18 protein-coding genes are annotated in these 17,987 nt (G+C 72.2%); 16 read left to right on the top strand and 2 right to left on the bottom strand.

Annotation, left to right across the window (positions count from 1 at the left end):
* Positions 1-21 precede the first annotated feature (21 nt).
* From AB0O48_RS10070 to AB0O48_RS10050, 5 genes are all read left to right on the top strand, one after another.
* Positions 22-501 carry a UDP-N-acetylglucosamine--LPS N-acetylglucosamine transferase gene (locus AB0O48_RS10070; RefSeq protein ID WP_357254811.1) on the top strand — a complete coding sequence of 160 codons (480 nt, stop codon included), beginning with the start codon at positions 22-24 and terminating at the stop codon, positions 499-501.
* Positions 498-1,169 carry a glycosyltransferase gene (locus AB0O48_RS10065; protein ID WP_357569846.1) on the top strand — a complete coding sequence of 224 codons (672 nt, stop codon included), beginning with the start codon at positions 498-500 and terminating at the stop codon, positions 1,167-1,169. Before AB0O48_RS10070 ends, AB0O48_RS10065 begins: the two co-directional genes overlap by 4 nt.
* Positions 1,166-2,089 carry a glycosyltransferase family 2 protein gene (locus AB0O48_RS10060; protein WP_357254814.1) on the top strand — a complete coding sequence of 308 codons (924 nt, stop codon included), beginning with the start codon at positions 1,166-1,168 and terminating at the stop codon, positions 2,087-2,089. The genes AB0O48_RS10065 and AB0O48_RS10060 overlap by 4 nt, the downstream gene beginning before the upstream one ends.
* Before the next feature lie 100 nt (positions 2,090-2,189).
* Positions 2,190-3,368, top strand: a complete 1,179-nt coding sequence (gene aroC / locus AB0O48_RS10055) for a chorismate synthase (RefSeq protein WP_357254816.1) — start codon at positions 2,190-2,192, stop codon at positions 3,366-3,368.
* Positions 3,368-3,871 carry a shikimate kinase gene (locus tag AB0O48_RS10050; protein ID WP_357254817.1) on the top strand — a complete coding sequence of 168 codons (504 nt, stop codon included), beginning with the start codon at positions 3,368-3,370 and terminating at the stop codon, positions 3,869-3,871. Before aroC ends, AB0O48_RS10050 begins: the two co-directional genes overlap by 1 nt.
* A 19-nt stretch (positions 3,872-3,890) precedes the next feature.
* Here AB0O48_RS10050 and AB0O48_RS10045 read toward each other — a convergent pair whose 3' ends face one another.
* Entirely contained in the window at positions 3,891-4,619 is a 729-nt protein-coding gene (locus AB0O48_RS10045; RefSeq protein ID WP_365064532.1) for an alpha/beta fold hydrolase, read from the bottom strand.
* Between the two features lie 79 nt (positions 4,620-4,698).
* On the opposite strand from AB0O48_RS10045, the gene AB0O48_RS10040 reads away from it, so the two are divergent.
* The 5 genes from AB0O48_RS10040 (at position 4,699) to nusB (ending at position 8,618) form a co-directional block, all read left to right on the top strand.
* Entirely contained in the window at positions 4,699-5,697 is a 999-nt protein-coding gene (locus tag AB0O48_RS10040; RefSeq protein WP_365064530.1) for a YafY family protein, read from the top strand.
* A gap of 10 nt (positions 5,698-5,707) precedes the next feature.
* Positions 5,708-6,787 (top strand): 3-dehydroquinate synthase, encoded by a 1,080-nt coding sequence (gene aroB, locus AB0O48_RS10035; RefSeq protein WP_365064527.1) that lies wholly within the window; start codon positions 5,708-5,710, stop codon positions 6,785-6,787.
* On the top strand, positions 6,784-7,215 hold the full coding sequence (aroQ, locus tag AB0O48_RS10030) for a type II 3-dehydroquinate dehydratase (protein ID WP_365064525.1): 432 nt from the start codon (positions 6,784-6,786) through the stop codon (positions 7,213-7,215). The genes aroB and aroQ overlap by 4 nt, the downstream gene beginning before the upstream one ends.
* A gap of 411 nt (positions 7,216-7,626) precedes the next feature.
* Positions 7,627-8,184: an elongation factor P gene (gene efp / locus AB0O48_RS10025; RefSeq protein ID WP_210793018.1), complete on the top strand. Its 558-nt coding sequence runs from the start codon at positions 7,627-7,629 to the stop codon at positions 8,182-8,184.
* 23 nt (positions 8,185-8,207) lie between these two features.
* Positions 8,208-8,618 (top strand): transcription antitermination factor NusB, encoded by a 411-nt coding sequence (gene nusB, locus AB0O48_RS10020; protein WP_184188983.1) that lies wholly within the window; start codon positions 8,208-8,210, stop codon positions 8,616-8,618.
* 75 nt (positions 8,619-8,693) lie between these two features.
* Here the strand turns inward: nusB and AB0O48_RS10015 are convergent, their stop codons facing one another.
* A complete protein-coding gene (locus AB0O48_RS10015) occupies positions 8,694-9,182 on the bottom strand; it encodes a transcriptional regulator (protein WP_007458348.1) in 489 nt (162 codons plus the stop codon).
* Between the two features lie 288 nt (positions 9,183-9,470).
* On the opposite strand from AB0O48_RS10015, the gene pyrR reads away from it, so the two are divergent.
* The 6 genes from pyrR to AB0O48_RS09985 are packed head-to-tail and all read left to right on the top strand — an operon-like array spanning position 9,471 to position 17,777.
* A complete protein-coding gene (pyrR, locus tag AB0O48_RS10010; RefSeq protein WP_357254825.1) occupies positions 9,471-10,055 on the top strand; it encodes a bifunctional pyr operon transcriptional regulator/uracil phosphoribosyltransferase PyrR in 585 nt (194 codons plus the stop codon).
* Positions 10,052-10,978, top strand: a complete 927-nt coding sequence (locus AB0O48_RS10005) for an aspartate carbamoyltransferase catalytic subunit (protein WP_357254827.1) — start codon at positions 10,052-10,054, stop codon at positions 10,976-10,978. Before pyrR ends, AB0O48_RS10005 begins: the two co-directional genes overlap by 4 nt.
* Positions 10,975-12,252 carry a dihydroorotase gene (locus tag AB0O48_RS10000; protein ID WP_357254828.1) on the top strand — a complete coding sequence of 426 codons (1,278 nt, stop codon included), beginning with the start codon at positions 10,975-10,977 and terminating at the stop codon, positions 12,250-12,252. Before AB0O48_RS10005 ends, AB0O48_RS10000 begins: the two co-directional genes overlap by 4 nt.
* Positions 12,249-13,394 carry a glutamine-hydrolyzing carbamoyl-phosphate synthase small subunit gene (gene carA / locus AB0O48_RS09995; RefSeq protein ID WP_357254830.1) on the top strand — a complete coding sequence of 382 codons (1,146 nt, stop codon included), beginning with the start codon at positions 12,249-12,251 and terminating at the stop codon, positions 13,392-13,394. The genes AB0O48_RS10000 and carA overlap by 4 nt, the downstream gene beginning before the upstream one ends.
* Positions 13,387-16,734, top strand: a complete 3,348-nt coding sequence (gene carB, locus AB0O48_RS09990) for a carbamoyl-phosphate synthase large subunit (RefSeq protein WP_357569841.1) — start codon at positions 13,387-13,389, stop codon at positions 16,732-16,734. Before carA ends, carB begins: the two co-directional genes overlap by 8 nt.
* A complete protein-coding gene (locus AB0O48_RS09985; protein ID WP_365064517.1) occupies positions 16,731-17,777 on the top strand; it encodes a quinone-dependent dihydroorotate dehydrogenase in 1,047 nt (348 codons plus the stop codon). The genes carB and AB0O48_RS09985 overlap by 4 nt, the downstream gene beginning before the upstream one ends.
* Positions 17,778-17,987: the final 210 nt, after the last annotated feature.

The raw sequence follows: 17,987 nt of genomic DNA, 5'->3' as shown, positions 1-17,987 counted from the left end.
AGCGAACTTGTGGGGAGTCGCGTGGACACGAAGATCGACGACGATGCCGCGCCAGTGCTTCTGCTGGTCGGCTCCAGCGGTGGCCATCTGGCCCAACTACTCGCCCTGCGGCCCTGGTACGAACAGTGGCGGCGCTGCTGGGTCACCTTCGACACCCCGGAGGCGGTGTCCCTGCTGACCGGCGAGGACCTGGTGCCGGCGCACCACCCGACCACCCGCAACATCCCGAACCTGCTGCGCAACGCGCTGCTGGCCTGGCGGGTGCTGCGGGCGCGGCGGGTCGCCGCGGTGGTCACCACCGGAGCCGGGGTGGCGGTGCCGTTCGTGGTGCTGGCCCGGCTGTGGCGCATCCCGACGGTCTATATCGAGGTGTACGACCGGATCGACACCCCGACGTTGACCGCACGGCTCTGCCGACCGTTCCTGTCCGCGATGCTCGTGCAGTGGGACGAGCAGCGCCGGCAGTATCCCGAGGCGACAGTCGTCGGGACGCTGCTGTGACGGGGGAGGCCGGCACCGCCCGGCGATCGCAACCAGCCTCGACCGACGAGGAGCCCCGACTGCCGCGCCAGCGTGACACCGAAACCGGCCAGCTCCGGCTGCTGGTCGCGGTGGGCACCGACAAGCACCCCTTCGACCGGCTCGTCGACTGGCTGGCGCAGTGGCACGCGCAGGCCACCGACGAGGTCGGGCTGACGGTGCAGCACGGACACACCCGCGCCCCGCACCTGCCCGGCGCCGTGCCGTTCCTCGGCCACGACGCGCTGCAACAGGCGATGGCCGAGGCCGACCTGGTGGTCTGCCACGGTGGCCCGGCGACCATCCTGGAGGCACGCCGGCACGGCCACCTGCCCATCGTGGTGCCTCGCGACCCGGCGCGCGGTGAGCACGTCGACGACCACCAGCTCCTGTTCGCCCGCCGGCTCGGCGCCGCCGGCCTGGTGGCGCTCTGCGAGACCCGGGAGGCGCTGCACGGCGCGTTGACCGACGGGTTGGCCGACCCATCCCGGTACGCGGTGGCCGCCGACCCGCAGGCGCACGAGGCACAACGGGCGGCGGTGGCCCGGGTCGGGCGGATCGTCGACGACCTGGTGGCCCGCTCGACCCCGCGCCCACTCCGGTGGCGGGCCCGGTCCCGGCCGCGCCCGGGTGCGAAGGAGATCCGATGACCCACCAGCCCAGCGTCAGTGTCGTGGTGCCCACCCGGGACCGCCCGGAGCTGCTGAGGTCGGCGGTGCGCGCGATCCTGGCCCAGGAGTATCCGGGGCCGATCGAGGTCGTGGTGGTGTTCGACCAGTCCGCGCAGGACGAGTCGCTGACCGAGCTGGCCGGCGGCCCGACCCGTGCGGTGCGGGTGATCGGCAACACCCGTACCCCGGGGTTGGCCGGGGCTCGCAACAGCGGCACCCTCGCCGGGGAGGGTGAGCTTGTCGCGTTCTGCGACGACGACGACGAGTGGCTGCCCGGCAAGTTGGCCCCGCAGGTCGACGCGCTGGCCGCCGACCCGGCTGCCGAGTTCGTCTGTTCCGGCATCCGGGTCAGCTATGACGGGCACACCGTCGACCGGGTGCTGGACAAGGACCGGATCAGCCTGGACGACCTCCTGCGCGACCGGTTGACCGAGCTGCACCCGTCGACCTTCCTGATCCGCGCCAGTGCGCTGCGCGACGGGTTCGGGCTGGTCGACGAGGAGATCCCGGGCAGCTACGCGGAGGACTACGAGTTCCTGCTGCGGGCGGCGCGCAGCGCGCCGCTGATCAACCTGCGGACGCCCTCGGTGCTGGTCCGGTGGCACAAGCGCTCGTACTTCTCGCAGCGCTGGGACACCATCTCCGAGGCGTTGCAGTGGCTGCTGCGGCGCTACCCCGAGTTCGCCGGCCAACCGGCCGGTGCGGCGCGGGTGGCCGGTCAGATCGCGTTCGCCCAGGCCGCCGCCGGCAACCGCCGGGGCGCGCTGCGGTGGGCTCGGCGCACCCTGCGGAGCAATCCCCGCGAGCCGCGCGCCTATCTGGCCCTCGCCGTCGCCGGTCGGGTGGTCCGGGCCGACGCGGTCCTGCGCACCCTGCACAAGCGCGGTCGGGGGATCTGACCTGCCACCGGTGCCCGGTCGACCGGGCACCGGTGTCCGCAGGGCGGGACACGGCGGGCAGCGTGCCGGGTCGGTGGCGCGCCGTGACAGACTGGCCGCTGTGTTGCGCTGGTTGACTGCAGGTGAATCGCACGGTCCCGCCCTCGTCGCGATGATGGAGGGGGTGCCGGCCGGCATCGAGGTGACCTCCTCCGAGATCGCCGACGAGCTGGCCCGTCGGCGGCTGGGCTACGGCCGTGGCGCCCGGATGGCGTTCGAGCGCGACGAGGTCGAGCTGCTCGGCGGTCTGCGGCACGGCGTGACCCTGGGCAGCCCGGTGGCGATCCGGGTGGGCAACTCCGAGTGGCCGAAGTGGCAGACCGTGATGGCCGCCGATCCGGTGGACCCCGACGAGCTGGCCCGGCAGGCCCGCAACGCGCCGCTGACCCGTCCCCGGCCGGGCCACGCCGACCTGGCCGGCATGCAGAAGTACGGGCACACCGACGCCCGGCCGATCCTGGAACGCGCCAGCGCCCGGGAGACCGCCGCCCGGGTCGCCGTCGGCACGGTCGCCAAGGCGTTGATCCGGCAGGCGCTCGGCATCGAGATCGTCTCGCACGTCGTCGAGTTGGGTCCGGTGGCCGCGAAGCCGGGGCTGCGTCCCGTGCCGTCCGACGCTGCCCGGATCGACGCCGACCCGCTGCGCTGCCTCGACGCGGAGGCCAGCGCGCTGATGGTCGCCGAGGTCGATGCCGCGAAGAAGGCCGCCGACACCCTCGGGGGCGTGGTCGAGGTGCTGGCGTACGGGGTGCCGCCGGGTCTGGGCAGTCACGTGCAGTGGGACCGCAAACTCGACGCCCGACTGGCCACCGCGCTGATGTCCATCCAGGCGATCAAGGGCGTGGAGATCGGCGACGGCTGGCAGCAGGCCCGGTCCCGGGGCTCGGAGGCGCACGACGAGATCATTCCGTCGGCGACGGGCGTCCGCCGGGTCACCGACCGGGCCGGTGGGCTGGAGGGTGGCATCACCACCGGCGAGCCGCTGCGGGTTCGTGCCGCGATGAAGCCGATCTCCTCGTTGAACCGGGCGCTGGCCACCGTGGACATCACCACCGGCGAGCCGGCCACCGCGATCAACCAGCGGTCCGACGTCTGCGCGGTGCCCGCCGCGGCGGTGGTCGCCGAGGCGATGGTGGCGCTCGTGCTCGCCGAGGCGGCCACCGAGAAGTTCGGCGGGGACTCGATCGCCGAGATCCGTCGCAACCTGGCCGGCTACCTCGACGCCCTGGTGATCCGCTGATGGCGCCGGTCGTCGTGCTGGTCGGCGTCCCCGGCTGCGGCAAGACCACCGTCGGCCGGGCGCTCGCCGCCACCCTCGGGGTGGAGTTCCGCGACACCGACGTCGACATCGAGCAGATGGCCGGCAAGCCGATCCCGGAGATCTTCATCGACGAGGGAGAGGCGCACTTCCGTACCCTGGAACGGGCCGCGGTGGCCGCGGCGCTGGCCGGCGGCACGGGTGTGCTCGCGCTCGGCGGCGGCGCGGTGCTGGCCGAGGAGACGCGGGCCGCGTTGATCGGGCACCGCGTGGTGCACCTCTCGGTGGAGCTGCCGGACGCGGTGAAGCGGGTCGGGTTGGGCGCCGGCCGACCCTTGCTGGCGATCAACCCGCGCGCCACCCTCAAGCACCTGATGGATCAGCGTCGGCCGCTCTACCGAGAGGTGGCCACGATGACGGTGACCACCGACGGCCGGGCCCCGGCGGCGGTCGTCGCCGAGATCGCCGCCGTGCTGAAGGGCTGACCGCTGCCCGGGTCGGCGCTCAGCCGTGGGCGGCGCGGTCGAGCACGTCGGCCAGGGCCTTCGGCTCGCTGAGCATCGGCCAGTGCCCGGTGGGCAACTCGAACAGCTGACCGCCGGCCAGACCGGTGAAGAACGGGTGCCCCTCGCCGATCATCTGCCGCACCACACTGAGCGGGAAGGTGCTGGCGACCAGCGCGGTCGGCACCGGACGCCCACCGGTACGGCGTACCGCGTCGGTGGCGGCCGCCAGCGGTTGCGGGGTGGCCCGGGCACGCAGCAGGGCCAGCGTCGGCTCGTCCAGACCGGCCAGGTTGGTGGGGTCGGCGGCCGGGTCCCACGCCGGCGGCGGCAGCAGGTGGCCGGTGCCGATCGCGGCGCGCAGCCGCTGCTGCTCCTCCGGTGGCACCGTGTCGAACTGCGCGACGCCGTCCGGCAACGGCCCACTCTCCACGTAGATCACCCGGGCGATCCGGTCCGGAATGCGGTCCGCCGCCTGGGCGACCGGCATCCCGCCGCCCGAGTGGCCGACCAGCAGCACGTCGCGCAGATCCTCGACCTCGATCAGTCGGACGATGTCGGTGGTGTGCGTCTCCAGGCCGATCTCCGGACCGGCGAGATGGTGGCGTTCGGCCACCCCGGTCAGTGTCATCGGGTGGACCTCGTGCCCCTGCGCGCGCAGCGCCGAGGTCACCTCCCGCCACGCCCAGGCGCCCAACCAGAACCCCGGCACCAGCACGTACGTCGCCATCTGTCGCTCCTTCTCTCGGTTACCGACAGACCGTACGATCGAATCTGGACAGAATCCGCCCGGTTTCGAGGAGTGGTCTGTGTCACATCCCGCCGGCCGGGTGCTGGCCCTGCTGGAGTTGCTCCAGGCCCGGCACCGTGCCACCGCCGCCGAGCTGGCCGGCCGGCTCGGTGTCGACGAGCGGACCGTGCGCCGGTACGCGGCCACCCTCGTCGAGCTGGGCATCCCGGTCACCGCCGACCGGGGCCGCCACGGCGGCTACCGGCTGCACCCCGGCTACAAGCTGCCGCCGCTGATGCTCACCGACGACGAGGCGGTGGCCGTGCTGCTCGGGCTGGTCGTCGCGGAGCGGGTCGGGCTGACCACCGAGCAGCCCGCCACGGCCACGGCGCTCGCGAAGATCCGTCGGGTGCTGCCGGCGGCGCTCGCCGACCGGCTCGCGGCCGTGCAGGAGCACCTCGGCTTCACCCTGCGCCGCCCCGAACCGGAGCTGCGGCCGGCGTCGGGCACCCTGCTCGCGCTGGCCGCGGCGGCCCGGCACCGGCAGCGGGTGGCACTGGACTACCGCTCCTGGCGGGGCGAGCAGTCGCACCGGGAACTCGACCCGTACGGCCTGGTCTTCCACTCCGGCCGCTGGTACGTCACCGGCCACGACCACCGGCGCGGGGAGGTGCGCACGTTCCGACTGGACCGCGTCGGCGCCGTGACGCCGGGCACGGCGACGTTCACCGTCCCGGAGGGCTTCGACCCGGTGGCCCGGGTGACCAGGTCGCTGGCCGGCGTGCCCTACTCGCACGAGGTCGAGGTGCTGCTGGAGACCGATGTGGACATGGCGCGCCGTCGCATCCCGCCCAGCGTGGCCGAGCTGACCGTCACCGCCGAGGGAGTACTGCTGCGGGCCCGGGCGGAGAGCCTGCCCGGCATGGCCGCGCTCCTCGCCGGTCTGGGCTGCCCGTTCACGGTGCGACACCCGGAGGCGCTGCGCGCCGCGGTGGCCGAGCACGCCCGCCTGCTCGCCGACTGGGCGGCCCGGCCAGCAGGTGGGCAGATGCCGTCACCGCGCCGCCCGCTGGACTAGGCTGCCGGCGATGAACGAGGTGACCCGGATTCCGGTCGGCGGCGAGCGGCCGTACGACGTGTTGGTGGGGCGTGACCTGCTGGGCGCGTTGCCGGGCCTGCTGCCTGGCGCGAGTCGGGCGGCGGTGCTGCACGCGCCCCCGCTCAAGGCCCTGGCGGACGCGCTCGGCGAGCGGCTGCGCGCCGCCGGCGTCGAGCCGCTGCCGATCGAGGTGCCCGACGCCGAGTCGGGCAAGCAGATCGACGTGGCGGCCGCCTGCTGGGACCGGCTCGGCGCGGCCGGCTTCACCCGTACCGACGCGGTGGTCGGGGTGGGCGGCGGCGCGGTGACCGACCTGGCCGGCTTCGTCGCGGCCTGCTGGTTGCGCGGGGTGCGCTGGGTGCCGGTGGCGACCTCGCTGCTGGGCATGGTGGACGCCGCGGTGGGCGGCAAGACGGGCATCAACACGGCCGCCGGCAAGAACCTGGTGGGCGCGTTCCATCCGCCGGTCGGTGTGCTGGCCGACCTGGCCGCCCTGGACAGCCTGCCCGCGGTCGACCTGGCGGCCGGGCTCGCCGAGGTGGTCAAGTGCGGGTTCATCGCCGATCCGGCGATCCTGGATCTCGTCGAGCGCGACCCGGAGGCGGCCACCGACGCGCGCGGGCCGGTGACGCGGGAGCTGATCGAGCGGGCGATCCGGGTCAAGGCGGACGTGGTCGCCGGTGACCTGCGCGAGTCGGGCGTGCGGGAGGTGCTCAACTACGGTCACACCCTGGCCCACGCGATCGAGCAGAACGAGGGCTACCGCTGGCGGCACGGGCACGCCGTCGCCGTCGGCCTGGTCTACGCGGCCGCGCTGGCCCGGCTCGCCGGCCGGCTGGACGCGCCGACCGCCGACCGGCACCGGGTCGCCCTGACCGCGCTCGGTCTTCCGGTGAGCTACCCGGCCGACGCCTGGCCGCAGTTGCTGGCCGCGATGCGGGTGGACAAGAAGGCCCGGGGCAGCCGGCTGCGTTTCGTGGTGCTGGACGGGCTGGCCCGTCCGGCGATGTTGGAGGGTCCGGACGACGCGCTGCTGGAGGCCGCCTACCAGGAGGTGGCCGTCCCGTGAAGGTGTACGTCCTCAACGGGCCGAACCTGGGCCGGCTGGGCACCCGGGAGCCCGAGGTGTACGGCGCGACCACCTACGCCGATCTGGTGGCGCTCTGCGAGGCCACCGGCCGGGAGTTGGGGTTGGACGTGACGGTCCGGCAGACCGACGCCGAGCACGAGCTGCTCGGCTGGCTGCACACCGCCGCCGACGAGGCTGCCGCGGTGGTGCTCAACCCGGCTGCCTGGTCGCACTACTCGTACGCCGTGCGGGACGCGTGCGCGATGCTGCGGGGGCCGTTGGTGGAGGTGCACCTGTCCAACATCCACGCCCGCGAGGAGTTCCGCCACCACTCGGTGGTGTCCGCGGTGGCGACCGGGGTGATCTGCGGCCTCGGCATCGACGGCTATCGCCTCGCTCTGCACCACCTGGCCGGCCGAGGCGCCTGACCACCGGTTTCCCGCCCATTTCCCACCGGCTGCGACAAATTACCGATAGTGAGCGTTTTCGGCCTCGCCGAGCGTCCCCTGGTGCGCCGCGTCCGGTGCCGGGTGTGCGTACCTGCTCAGATCCTTTGCTCTGCTTCAACTGACGCAACAGTGCGGTGAGCTGCGGCTTTGTGAGTTGTGTCGTACCGAGGGCGGCGGTCTGGCCGGCACGGTGGGTGACTGGTGCGCGGGTTGAAGCAGAGCAAAGGGTTCGACGAGGGGAACGGCTACCGGTCCGAGCGTCACGCTCCGTCACCGTTGTGGGCGTCGATGCCCGTTGGTCGGCCCCCGCCCGCGTAGGGTGGTCAGCGGGTCTCGGCGCAGCTAGTAGACTCGTAAGGTCTGTCCGCCAATTGATGATCAAGGCAGGAAATGGCCTCCACCAACGACCTCAAAAACGGCCTGGTACTCAACCTGGACGGCGAGCTCTGGGCTGTCGTCGAGTTCCAGCACGTCAAGCCCGGTAAGGGTGGTGCCTTCGTGCGCACCACGCTGAAGAACGTGCTGTCCGGGAAGGTGGTCGACAAGACCTTCAACGCGGGCACCAAGGTCGAAACCGCGACCGTTGACAAGCGCACGATGCAATACCTGTACGCCGACGGTGAGGACTTCGTCTTCATGGATCTGGAGACGTTCGACCAGATCACCGTGCTCGGCGGCACCGTTGGCGAGGCAGCCAACTACCTGCTGCCCGAGGCGGAGGCGACCGTCGCCCAGCACGAGGGTGTGCCGCTCTACATCGAGCTGCCCACAAGCGTCGTGCTGGAGGTCACCTACACCGAGCCGGGCCTGCAGGGTGACCGCTCGACCGGCGGCACCAAGCCGGCGACCGTGGAGACCGGCGCCACCGTGCCGGTGCCGCTGTTCATCACCACCGGTGAGAAGATCAAGGTCGACACCCGCGACGGCCGTTACCTCGGCCGCGCCTGATGGCTGAGGGTTCCAAGCAGCAGATGCCGGCGCGCCGCAAGGCGCGCAAGCGGGCGCTGGATGTCCTCTACGAGGCCGACCTGCGGGACAAGCCTCCGGTGGAGGTGCTGGCCGGCTACGTGCAGCGGATCGAGCAGCCCCGACCGGAGCACCTCGGCTACGCGGTGGGTCTGGTCGAGGGCGTCGCCGAGCACCTCAACCGGATCGACGAGCTGATCGCCAGCTACGCCGAGGGTTGGACGTTGGAGCGGATGCCGGTCGTCGACCGGAATCTGGCCCGGATCGCCGTCTACGAGTTGCTCTACGTCGACGAGATCGACGACGCGGTCGCGATCAGTGAGGCTGTGGAGCTGGCCCGGCAGATGTCGACCGACGATTCGCCGCGCTTCCTCAACGGGGTGCTCGGCCGGATCGCCGAGTACGCCACCCGCTGAGCATCGCAGCACCGAACGCCGTGACCGGAAAGGGCCCGTGCCAGATGGCACGGGCCCTTTCGGTACAGCGACAGCTCAGGAGGCGAAGAACGCCCGCGGGTCGGCCACCAGCACACCGTGCTCGGTGAGCCGCTCGATCAGACCCGACGGCGAGGCGTCGTAGACGATCGCGAGAGCCCGCAGGTCATCGGCGCGGATCGAGAGCACCCGGCCGTTGTAGTCACCACGCTGCTGCTGGATGGCGCGGGCGTAGCGGGCGACGTAGGCCAGGTCCTCGGAGGCCTCGTCGTAGAGCCGCTCCAGGTCCAGGACGATCTTGCTGGTGGGCTCGTGCCGGACACCACTGCCGTCAGGCAGCAGCTCCGAGACGGGGACACGGTAGAACTCGGCCAACTCGGCCAGACGGGACACCGTCACGGCCCGGTCGCCGCGCTCGTACGAGCCGACCACCACGGCCTTCCACCGCCCATTCGACTTCTCCTCCACACCCTGCAGGGACAGACCCTGCTGCTGGCGGATGGAGCGCAGGCGGGCGCCCAGAGACTTGGCGTATTCAGAGGGCATTCGGACACTCCCAGTGCTGCTCGGGGTTCTCCCGTCGATCGCTACGGAGCGTGACGGTACGGGGAATGCGACACCTGGTCAAGTGGTCGTGACCCGACCGTTGGGGAGCGTCCGGGAAGTTGTCCCCGAATCCTGGTCCTGACCCGGTGGTCAGCGGCCGCCGTCCATCGGCCCGGTGACCACTGGTAACGTGGCGCGAAGCCCCGGTCAGGTCCGCTGCGCGGTCCGGCCGGAGGTGCCCGACATCCTTTAACGACCCGTCCCGTGAGGCGGGGAAGGAGGTCCGCCGTGGCGTACCCACCGGCTGCCCGCCCGTCACCACCGCGACAACCCTCGGTGAAGGTGATCCTCGCCAGCGCCGACGTGCAACGCGTGGTCGACCGCATCGCCCACCAGATCCTGGAGAAGACCCAGGGTGCCGCCAACACGGTGCTGCTGGGGATTCCGACCCGGGGGACGCCCCTCGCCCGGCGGCTCGCCGACCGGATCAGCACCTTCGAGGACGTCGCCGTTCCGGTAGGTGTGCTCGACATCACCCTGTACCGCGACGACCTGCGCCGGCAGGCCACGCGCGCGATCGGCCCGACCGAGTTGCCGTCCGGCGGGATCGACGGCAAGCGGGTCATCCTCGTCGACGACGTGCTCTTCTCCGGCCGTACCGTCCGGGCCGCGCTCGACGCGCTCAACGACGTGGGCCGCCCGGCGTCGGTGCAACTCGCCGTCCTGGTCGACCGCGGCCACCGGGAGTTGCCGATCCGCGCCGACTACGTCGGCAAGAACATCCCGACCTCGCTCGCCGAGAGCGTGAAGGTGACGTTCGCCGAGACCGACGGGACCGACGAGGTCAAGCTCTACGGGGGACCCGCCTCATGATCAAGCATCTGCTCTCCGGCGCGGACCTGGACGCCGACACCGCCACCGAGATCCTGGACACCGCCGCCGAGATGGCCACCGTCGCCGGTCGGGAGATCAAGAAACTGCCCGCGCTGCGCGGCCGGACCGTGGTGAACCTCTTCTACGAGGACTCCACCCGCACCCGGATCTCCTTCGAGGCGGCGGCGAAGCGGCTCAGCGCCGACGTGATCAACTTTTCCGCGAAGGGCTCCAGCGTCACCAAGGGCGAGAGCCTGAAGGACACCGCGCTGACCCTGCAGGCCATGGGCGCCGACGCCGTCGTCGTGCGACACCCCGCCTCGGGCGCGCCGCACCGGCTGGCCAACTGGGTCGACGGTTCGGTCGTCAACGCCGGGGACGGCACCCACGAGCACCCGACCCAGGCGCTGCTGGACGCGTACACCATGCGGTCCCGGCTGGGCCGGCTCGCCGGGCTGTCGGTCGCGGTGGTCGGGGACGTGCTGCACTCCCGGGTCGCCCGCTCCAACGTGCTGCTGCTCTCCACCCTCGGCGCGAAGGTCACCCTGGTCGGCCCGCCGACCCTCATCCCGGTCGACATCGCGGGAGCGCTCGCCCCCGCCACCGACGTCTCCTACGACCTCGACTCCGTGCTGCCCAACGTCGACGTGGTGATGATGCTGCGGGTGCAGCGGGAGCGGATGAACGACTCCTACTTCCCCTCCGCGCGCGAGTACGCCCGCCGCTACGGGCTGGACGGCCCACGGATGCGCCGGCTGCCCGAGCACGCGATCGTCATGCATCCCGGCCCGATGAACCGGGGGATGGAGATCACCCCCGAGGTCGCCGACTCACCCCGCTCCACAATCGTCGAACAGGTCACCAACGGTGTCTCCGTGCGGATGGCTGTTCTTTACCTGCTGCTCGGAGGGAACAACCGGTGAGCGCGTACCTGATCACCAGCGTGAGTGTCGTCGGCGGCGCGCCGACCGACCTGCTGATCCGCGACGGTCTGGTCGCCGAGGTCGGCGCCGGTCTGTCCGCGCCGGACGCCACAGTCGTCGACGGCACCGGGCTGGTCGCCCTGCCCGGCCTCGTCGACCTGCACACCCACCTGCGCGAGCCCGGCCGGGAGGACGCCGAGACCGTCGAGTCCGGGTCCCGCGCCGCGGCGATGGGCGGCTACACGGCGGTCTGCGCGATGGCCAACACGTCCCCGGTCGCCGACACCGCGGGCGTGGTCGAGCAGGTCTGGCGACTCGGCCGCGAGGCAGGTCTGGTCGACGTGCAACCGATCGGCGCGGTCACCGTCGGGCTGGCCGGCGAGCGCCTGGCCGAGCTGGGCGCGATGGCGGACTCCGCGGCCCGGGTGCGGATCTTCTCCGACGACGGGCACTGCGTCGCCGACCCGAAGCTGATGCGCCGGGCCCTGGAGTACGTGAAGGCGTTCGACGGGATCATCGCCCAGCACGCCGAGGAGCCCCGGCTCACCGAGGGCGCGCAGATGCACGAGGGTGAGGTCTCCACCCGACTCGGGCTGATCGGCTGGCCGGCGGTCGCCGAGGAGGCGATCATCGCCCGGGACGTGCTGCTCGCCGAGCACGTGGGCAGCCGCCTGCACGTCTGCCACGTCTCCACCGCCGGCAGCGTCGAGGTGCTGCGCCAGGCGAAGGCCCGTGGGGTACGCGTCACCGCCGAGGTCACCCCGCACCACCTGCTGCTCACCGACGAGCGAGCGGAGAGCTACGACCCGGTCTTCAAGGTCAACCCGCCGCTGCGGACGGCCGCGGACATCGCCGCGCTGCGCGCCGCGCTCGCCGACGGTGTGGTCGACGTGATCGCCACCGACCACGCCCCGCACGCCGTGGAGGACAAGGAGTGCGAGTGGGCGTACGCCCGGCCGGGCATGCTCGGTCTGGAGACGGCCCTGTCCATCGCGCTCGACGTGCTCGGCCCCGAGTGGGACCTGATCGCCGAGCGGATGTCGCGTACCCCCGCCCGGATCGCCGGCCTCACCGGGCACGGCGTCGACCCCGCGCCGGGTGTGCCGGCCAACCTGACCCTGATCGACCCGGCCGCCCGCCGCACCATCGAGCCGACGGAGATGGCCAGCCGCAGTCGCAACACCCCGTACGCCCGCATGACGCTGCCGGGTCGCATCGTGGCGACCTTCCTGCGTGGCGAGCCGACGGTCCTGGACGGAAAGGCAGTCAAGTGACCCGTAGACGTTCCGCAATCCTGGTGCTCGAGGACGGGCGCACGTTCCCCGGTGAGGCGTACGGCAGCGTCGGCGAGACCTTCGGCGAGGCGGTCTTCAACACCGGCATGACCGGTTATCAGGAGACCCTGACCGACCCGTCCTACCACCGGCAGGTGGTGGTGCAGACCGCCCCGCACATCGGCAACACCGGCGTCAACGGCGAGGACGACGAGTCCGGCCGGATCTGGGTGGCGGGTTATGTGGTGCGCGACCCGGCCCGGATCGGTTCGAACTGGCGGGCCACCGGCAGCCTGGAGGACCGCCTCGCCACCGAGGGCGTGGTGGGCATCAGCGGGGTGGACACCCGGGCGCTGACCCGGCACCTGCGCGAGCGGGGCGCCATGCGGGTGGGCATCTCCAGCGTCGAGAAGGACCCGCAGAGCCTGCTGGCCCGGGTCCGGCAGTCACCGCAGATGGTCGGCGCGGACCTGTCCGCCGAGGTGAGCACCGCCGAGCCGTACGTCGTCGAGGCCCTCGGCGAGCACCGGTTCACCGTGGCGGCGCTGGACCTGGGCATCAAGCGCAACGTGCCGCGTCGGCTGGCCACCCGTGGGGTGACCACCCACGTGCTGCCGGCGTCGTCGAGCATCGACCAGATGCTCGCCACCGGCGCCGACGCGATCTTCCTGTCGCCCGGCCCGGGCGACCCGGCGACCGCCGACGCCCCGGTGGCGCTGGCCCGGGAGGCGCTGCGGCGGGAGGTGCCGCTGTTCGGCATCTGCTTCGGCAGCCAGATCCTCGGTCGGGCGCTCGGCTTCGGCACCTACAAGCTGGGCTACGGCCACCGGGGGATCAACCAGCCGGTGCTCGACCGGCTCACCGGCAAGGTCGAGGTGACCAGCCACAACCACGGCTTCGCGGTGCAGGTCCCCGGCTCGGGCAACGGCGCGGTCGTCCCCGACCAGGTGATCGACACCGACTTCGGTGGCGTCCGGGTGTCGCACGTCTGCCTCAATGACAACGTGGTCGAGGGGCTGCGGGCCGTGGACCTGCCCGCGTTCACCGTCCAGTACCACCCGGAGGCGGCGGCCGGCCCGCACGACGCTGACTACCTCTTCGACCGATTCGCCGATCTCATCGAGGGGCGCAGCAATGCCTAAGCGGACCGATCTCAAGCACATCCTCGTGATCGGCTCCGGGCCGATCGTCATCGGGCAGGCCTGCGAGTTCGACTACTCCGGCACCCAGGCGTGCCGGGTGCTGCGCAGCGAGGGGATCCGGGTCAGCCTGGTCAACTCCAACCCGGCGACGATCATGACGGACCCGGAGTTCGCCGACGCGACGTACGTCGAGCCGATCACCCCGGAGTTCGTGGAGCTGGTCATCGCCAAGGAACGCCCGGACGCGATCCTGGCGACCCTCGGCGGGCAGACCGCGCTGAACACGGCCGTCGCCCTGCACGAGGCCGGCGTCCTGGAGAAGTACGGCGTCGAGCTGATCGGCGCGAACATCGACGCCATCAACCGGGGCGAGGACCGGCAGCTGTTCAAGGAGATCGTGGCGAAGGCCGGCGTACGGCTGGGTGTCGACGACCCGACCGGGCTGGTGCCCCGCTCCCGGGTCTGCCACACGATGGACGAGGTCGAGGCGACAGTCGCCGAGCTGGGCCTGCCGGTGGTGATCCGGCCGTCGTTCACCATGGGTGGCCTGGGCTCCGGCATGGCGCACACCCCCGAAGACCTGGCCCGCATCGCCGGCGACGGCCTGGCCGCCAGCCCGGTGCACGAGGTCCTCATCGAGGAGAGCGTGCTCGGCTGGAAGGAGTACGAGCTCGAGCTGATGCGCGACCGGCACGACAACGTGGTGGTGGTCTGCTCGATCGAGAACATCGACCCGATGGGTGTGCACACCGGCGACAGCGTCACCGTCGCTCCGGCCATGACGCTCACCGACCGGGAGTACCAGCGCCTGCGGGACCTGGGCATCGCGGTGCTGCGCGAGGTCGGGGTGGACACCGGCGGCTGCAACATCCAGTTCGCGGTCAACCCGGTCGACGGCCGGATCGTCGTGATCGAGATGAACCCCCGGGTGTCGCGCTCCTCGGCGCTGGCCTCGAAGGCGACCGGCTTCCCGATCGCGAAGATCGCCGCGAAGCTGGCCATCGGCTACACCCTCGACGAGATCCCCAACGACATCACGTTGAAGACCCCGGCGGCCTTCGAGCCGAGCCTGGACTACGTCGTGGTGAAGATCCCCCGGTTCGCGTTCGAGAAGTTCCCCGGCGCGGACCCGGAGCTGACCACCACGATGAAGTCGGTGGGCGAGGCGATGAGCCTCGGGCGCAACTTCACCGAGGCGCTGAACAAGGCGATGCGCTCGATGGAAACCCGATCATCTGGTTTCTGGACCACTCCAGATCCGGCGGACGCCACCCGCTCCGACACCCTGGCCGCGCTGCGGATCCCGCACGACGGCCGGCTCTACACCGTCGAGCGGGCGCTGCGCCTCGGCGCGTCGATCGCCGAGGTCAGCGAGGCGTCCGGCGGGATCGACCCGTGGTTCCTGGACCAGATCGCCGCGCTGATCGAGCTGCGCGGCGAGATCGTCGACGCGCCGGTACTCGACGCCGACCTGCTGCGCCGGGCCAAGCGGGCCGGCCTGTCCGACCGTCAGCTCGCCGCGCTGCGCCCGGAGCTGGCCGCCGAGGACGGCGTCCGCACCCTGCGGCACCGCCTCGACGTACGCCCGGTCTACAAGACGGTGGACACCTGCGCGGCCGAGTTCGAGGCGACCACGCCGTACCACTACTCGACGTACGACCTGGAGACCGAGGTCGCGCCGTCGGACCGGCCGAAGGTGCTGATCCTGGGCTCCGGCCCGAACCGGATCGGGCAGGGCATCGAGTTCGACTACTCCTGTGTGCACGCGGTGCAGGCGTTGCGGTCGGCCGGTTACGAGACCGTCATGGTCAACTGCAACCCGGAGACGGTCTCCACCGACTACGACACCGCCGACCGGCTCTACTTCGAGCCGCTGACCTTCGAGGACGTGCTGGAGGTCTGGCACGCCGAGGACTCGTCCGGCCGGGCGGCCGGCGGGCCGGGTGTGGTCGGGGTGGTCGTGCAGCTCGGCGGGCAGACCCCGCTGGGCCTGGCGCAGCGGCTCAAGAACGCCGGTGTGCCGATCGTCGGCACCTCCCCGGAGTCGATCCACCTGGCCGAGGAGCGGGGCGCGTTCGGCGCCGTGCTGGCTCGCGCCGGGCTGCGCGCGCCGGCGCACGGCATGGCCACGTCCTACGACGAGGCCAAGACGATCGCCGACGAGATCGGCTACCCGGTGCTGGTCCGGCCGTCGTACGTGCTCGGCGGGCGGGGCATGGAGATCGTCTACGACGACCCGACGCTGCGCGACTACATCGGTCGGGCCACCGACATCTCCCCGGATCACCCGGTGCTGGTGGACCGGTTCCTCGACGACGCCATCGAGATCGACGTGGACGCTCTCTGCGACGCCGACGGCGAGGTCTACATCGGTGGCGTGATGGAGCACATCGAGGAGGCCGGCATCCACTCCGGCGACTCGTCCTGCGCGCTGCCGCCGATCACCCTCGCGGGCTCGCACCTGGCCGAGGTCCGCCGCTACACCGAGGCCATCGCCCGTGGCGTCGGCGTCCGCGGCCTGCTCAACGTGCAGTACGCCCTCAAGGACGACGTGCTCTACGTGCTGGAGGCCAACCCGCGGGCGTCGCGTACCGTGCCGTTCGTCTCGAAGGCGACGGCGGTGCCGCTGGCCAAGGCGGCGGCCCGGATCGCGCTCGGCGCGAGGATCGCCGAGCTGCGCGCCGAGGGCCTGCTCCCGGCGACGGGGGACGGGGGCACGATGCCCGCCGACGCGCCGGTCGCGGTCAAGGAGGCGGTGCTGCCGTTCAAGCGTTTCCGGACCCGCGCGGGCAAGGGGATCGACTCGCTGCTCGGGCCGGAGATGAAGTCGACAGGCGAGGTGATGGGCATCGACACCAACTTCGGGCACGCCTTCGCCAAGAGCCAGTCCGCCGCGTACGGGTCGCTGCCGACCGCCGGGAAGATCTTCGTCTCGGTGGCCAACCGGGACAAGCGCGGCATGATCTTCCCGATCAAGCGGTTGGCCGATCTCGGCTTCGAGATCGTGGCGACCACCGGCACCGCCGAGGTGCTGCGCCGGCACGGCATCGCCTGCGAGCAGGTCCGCAAGCACTACCAGGCTGGCGAGGGCGATGACGCGGTGTCGCTGATCGCCGGCGGCCAGGTGGCGCTGGTGATCAACACGCCGCAGGGTTCGGGTGCCAGCGCCCGCTCCGACGGCTACGAGATCCGCAGCGCGGCCGTCACCGCCGACATCCCCTGCATCACCACGGTCCCCGGCGCGGCGGCGGCGGTCATGGGCATCGAGGCGCGCATCCGCGGCGACATGCAGGTGCGCCCCCTGCAGGATCTGCACGCCATCCTGCGGGCCGCCCAGTGACCCTGTTCGAGCAGGCGGTACGGCCCTGGTTGTTCCGGATCGGGGGTGGAGACGCCGAGGCGGCGCACGAGTGGACTTTGCGGCGGTTGGCGGCCCTGTCGCGGCGGCCGGCCGCGCTCGCCGCGCTGCGAACCCGCTACGCGGTCGACGCGCCGCGCACGGTGTTCGGGGTGCGTTTCCCCAACCCGGTCGGGTTGGCCGCGGGGATGGACAAGGACGGCGCGGCGCTGCCGGCCTGGCCGGCCCTCGGCTTCGGGTTCGTCGAGGTCGGCACGGTCACGGCGCACGCCCAGCCGGGCAATCCACGGCCGCGGCTGTTCCGTTTGCCGGCCAGCGAGGCGGTGGTCAACCGGATGGGCTTCAACAACGCCGGGGCCGCGGCGTTGGCGGCCCGGCTGACGGCGCTCACCCGCCCGCTCGGGGTGCCGCTGGGCATCTCGTTGGGCAAGTCCAAGGTGACCCCACTGGACGAGGCGGTCGAGGACTACCTCGCCTCGTACCGGGCGCTGCGCGGGCACGGCGACTACTTCGCGGTGAACGTGTCCTCACCGAACACGCCGGGCCTGCGGTCGTTGCAGGACCGCGCCCACCTGGACGCGCTGCTCGGCGCGCTGGTGGGGGAGAAGCCGGTGCTGGTCAAGATCGCGCCCGACCTGACCGAGGCGGCGATCGCCGAGCTGCTGGAGGTCTGCCTGGCCCGTGGCGCCGCCGGGGTGATCGCCACCAACACCACGCTGTCCCGGACCGGGCTGGCCACGGTGGACGCCGAGCGCGGCGCCCAGGCCGGTGGTCTCTCCGGCCGGCCCCTCACCGGACGGGCTCGGGAGGTGGTCGACTTCGTCCACCGGGAGACCGGTGGACGGCTGCCGATCATCGGCGTCGGCGGGGTGCTGGACCCGGACGACGCGGCGCGGATGTTCGACGCCGGCGCCGCCCTGGTGCAGCTCTACACCGGCTTCATCTACCGCGGTCCGGCCCTGGTCCGCGCCGCCGCCCGCGCGACTGCCGCGCCCGTGGCACCGGACGCGGTCGCCGGCCGGTGACCGCGCCGGCCCGGTGCTCGCCCGGCCTCGCGTCGGGCCGGCCCGCGCCGGCTCGTCGCCGAACCGGCCGCGCGCCCGGGAGGCGAGCCTCGCTGCTGGCCCTCTGCTCTGCGTCAACCCACGCGACGGCCGACGTCCGCTCTCCGGACACCGGGTGTCGCGTCCGGTGAAGCCGAGCAAAGGGCGCGGGGATGACTCTCGGCTGTGGGA

This window comes from Micromonospora sp. NPDC085948 (assembly GCF_040686315.1).
In the GTDB taxonomy this organism is placed as follows: domain Bacteria; phylum Actinomycetota; class Actinomycetes; order Mycobacteriales; family Micromonosporaceae; genus Micromonospora.
Note: the sequence above shows the minus strand (reverse complement) of the source record. Positions and strands in the feature narration are given on the sequence as shown.

Coding starts and splice junctions, on each gene's coding strand:
- AB0O48_RS10060 (WP_357254814.1), top strand. CDS start 1,166: ATGACCCACCAGCCCAGCGTCAGTGTCGTGGTGCCCACCCGGGACCGC.
- AB0O48_RS10050 (WP_357254817.1), top strand. CDS start 3,368: ATGGCGCCGGTCGTCGTGCTGGTCGGCGTCCCCGGCTGCGGCAAGACC.
- AB0O48_RS10045 (WP_365064532.1), bottom strand. CDS start 4,619: ATGGCGACGTACGTGCTGGTGCCGGGGTTCTGGTTGGGCGCCTGGGCG.
- aroB (WP_365064527.1), top strand. CDS start 5,708: ATGAACGAGGTGACCCGGATTCCGGTCGGCGGCGAGCGGCCGTACGAC.
- efp (WP_210793018.1), top strand. CDS start 7,627: ATGGCCTCCACCAACGACCTCAAAAACGGCCTGGTACTCAACCTGGAC.
- nusB (WP_184188983.1), top strand. CDS start 8,208: ATGCCGGCGCGCCGCAAGGCGCGCAAGCGGGCGCTGGATGTCCTCTAC.
- AB0O48_RS10015 (WP_007458348.1), bottom strand. CDS start 9,182: ATGCCCTCTGAATACGCCAAGTCTCTGGGCGCCCGCCTGCGCTCCATC.
- AB0O48_RS10005 (WP_357254827.1), top strand. CDS start 10,052: ATGATCAAGCATCTGCTCTCCGGCGCGGACCTGGACGCCGACACCGCC.
- carB (WP_357569841.1), top strand. CDS start 13,387: ATGCCTAAGCGGACCGATCTCAAGCACATCCTCGTGATCGGCTCCGGG.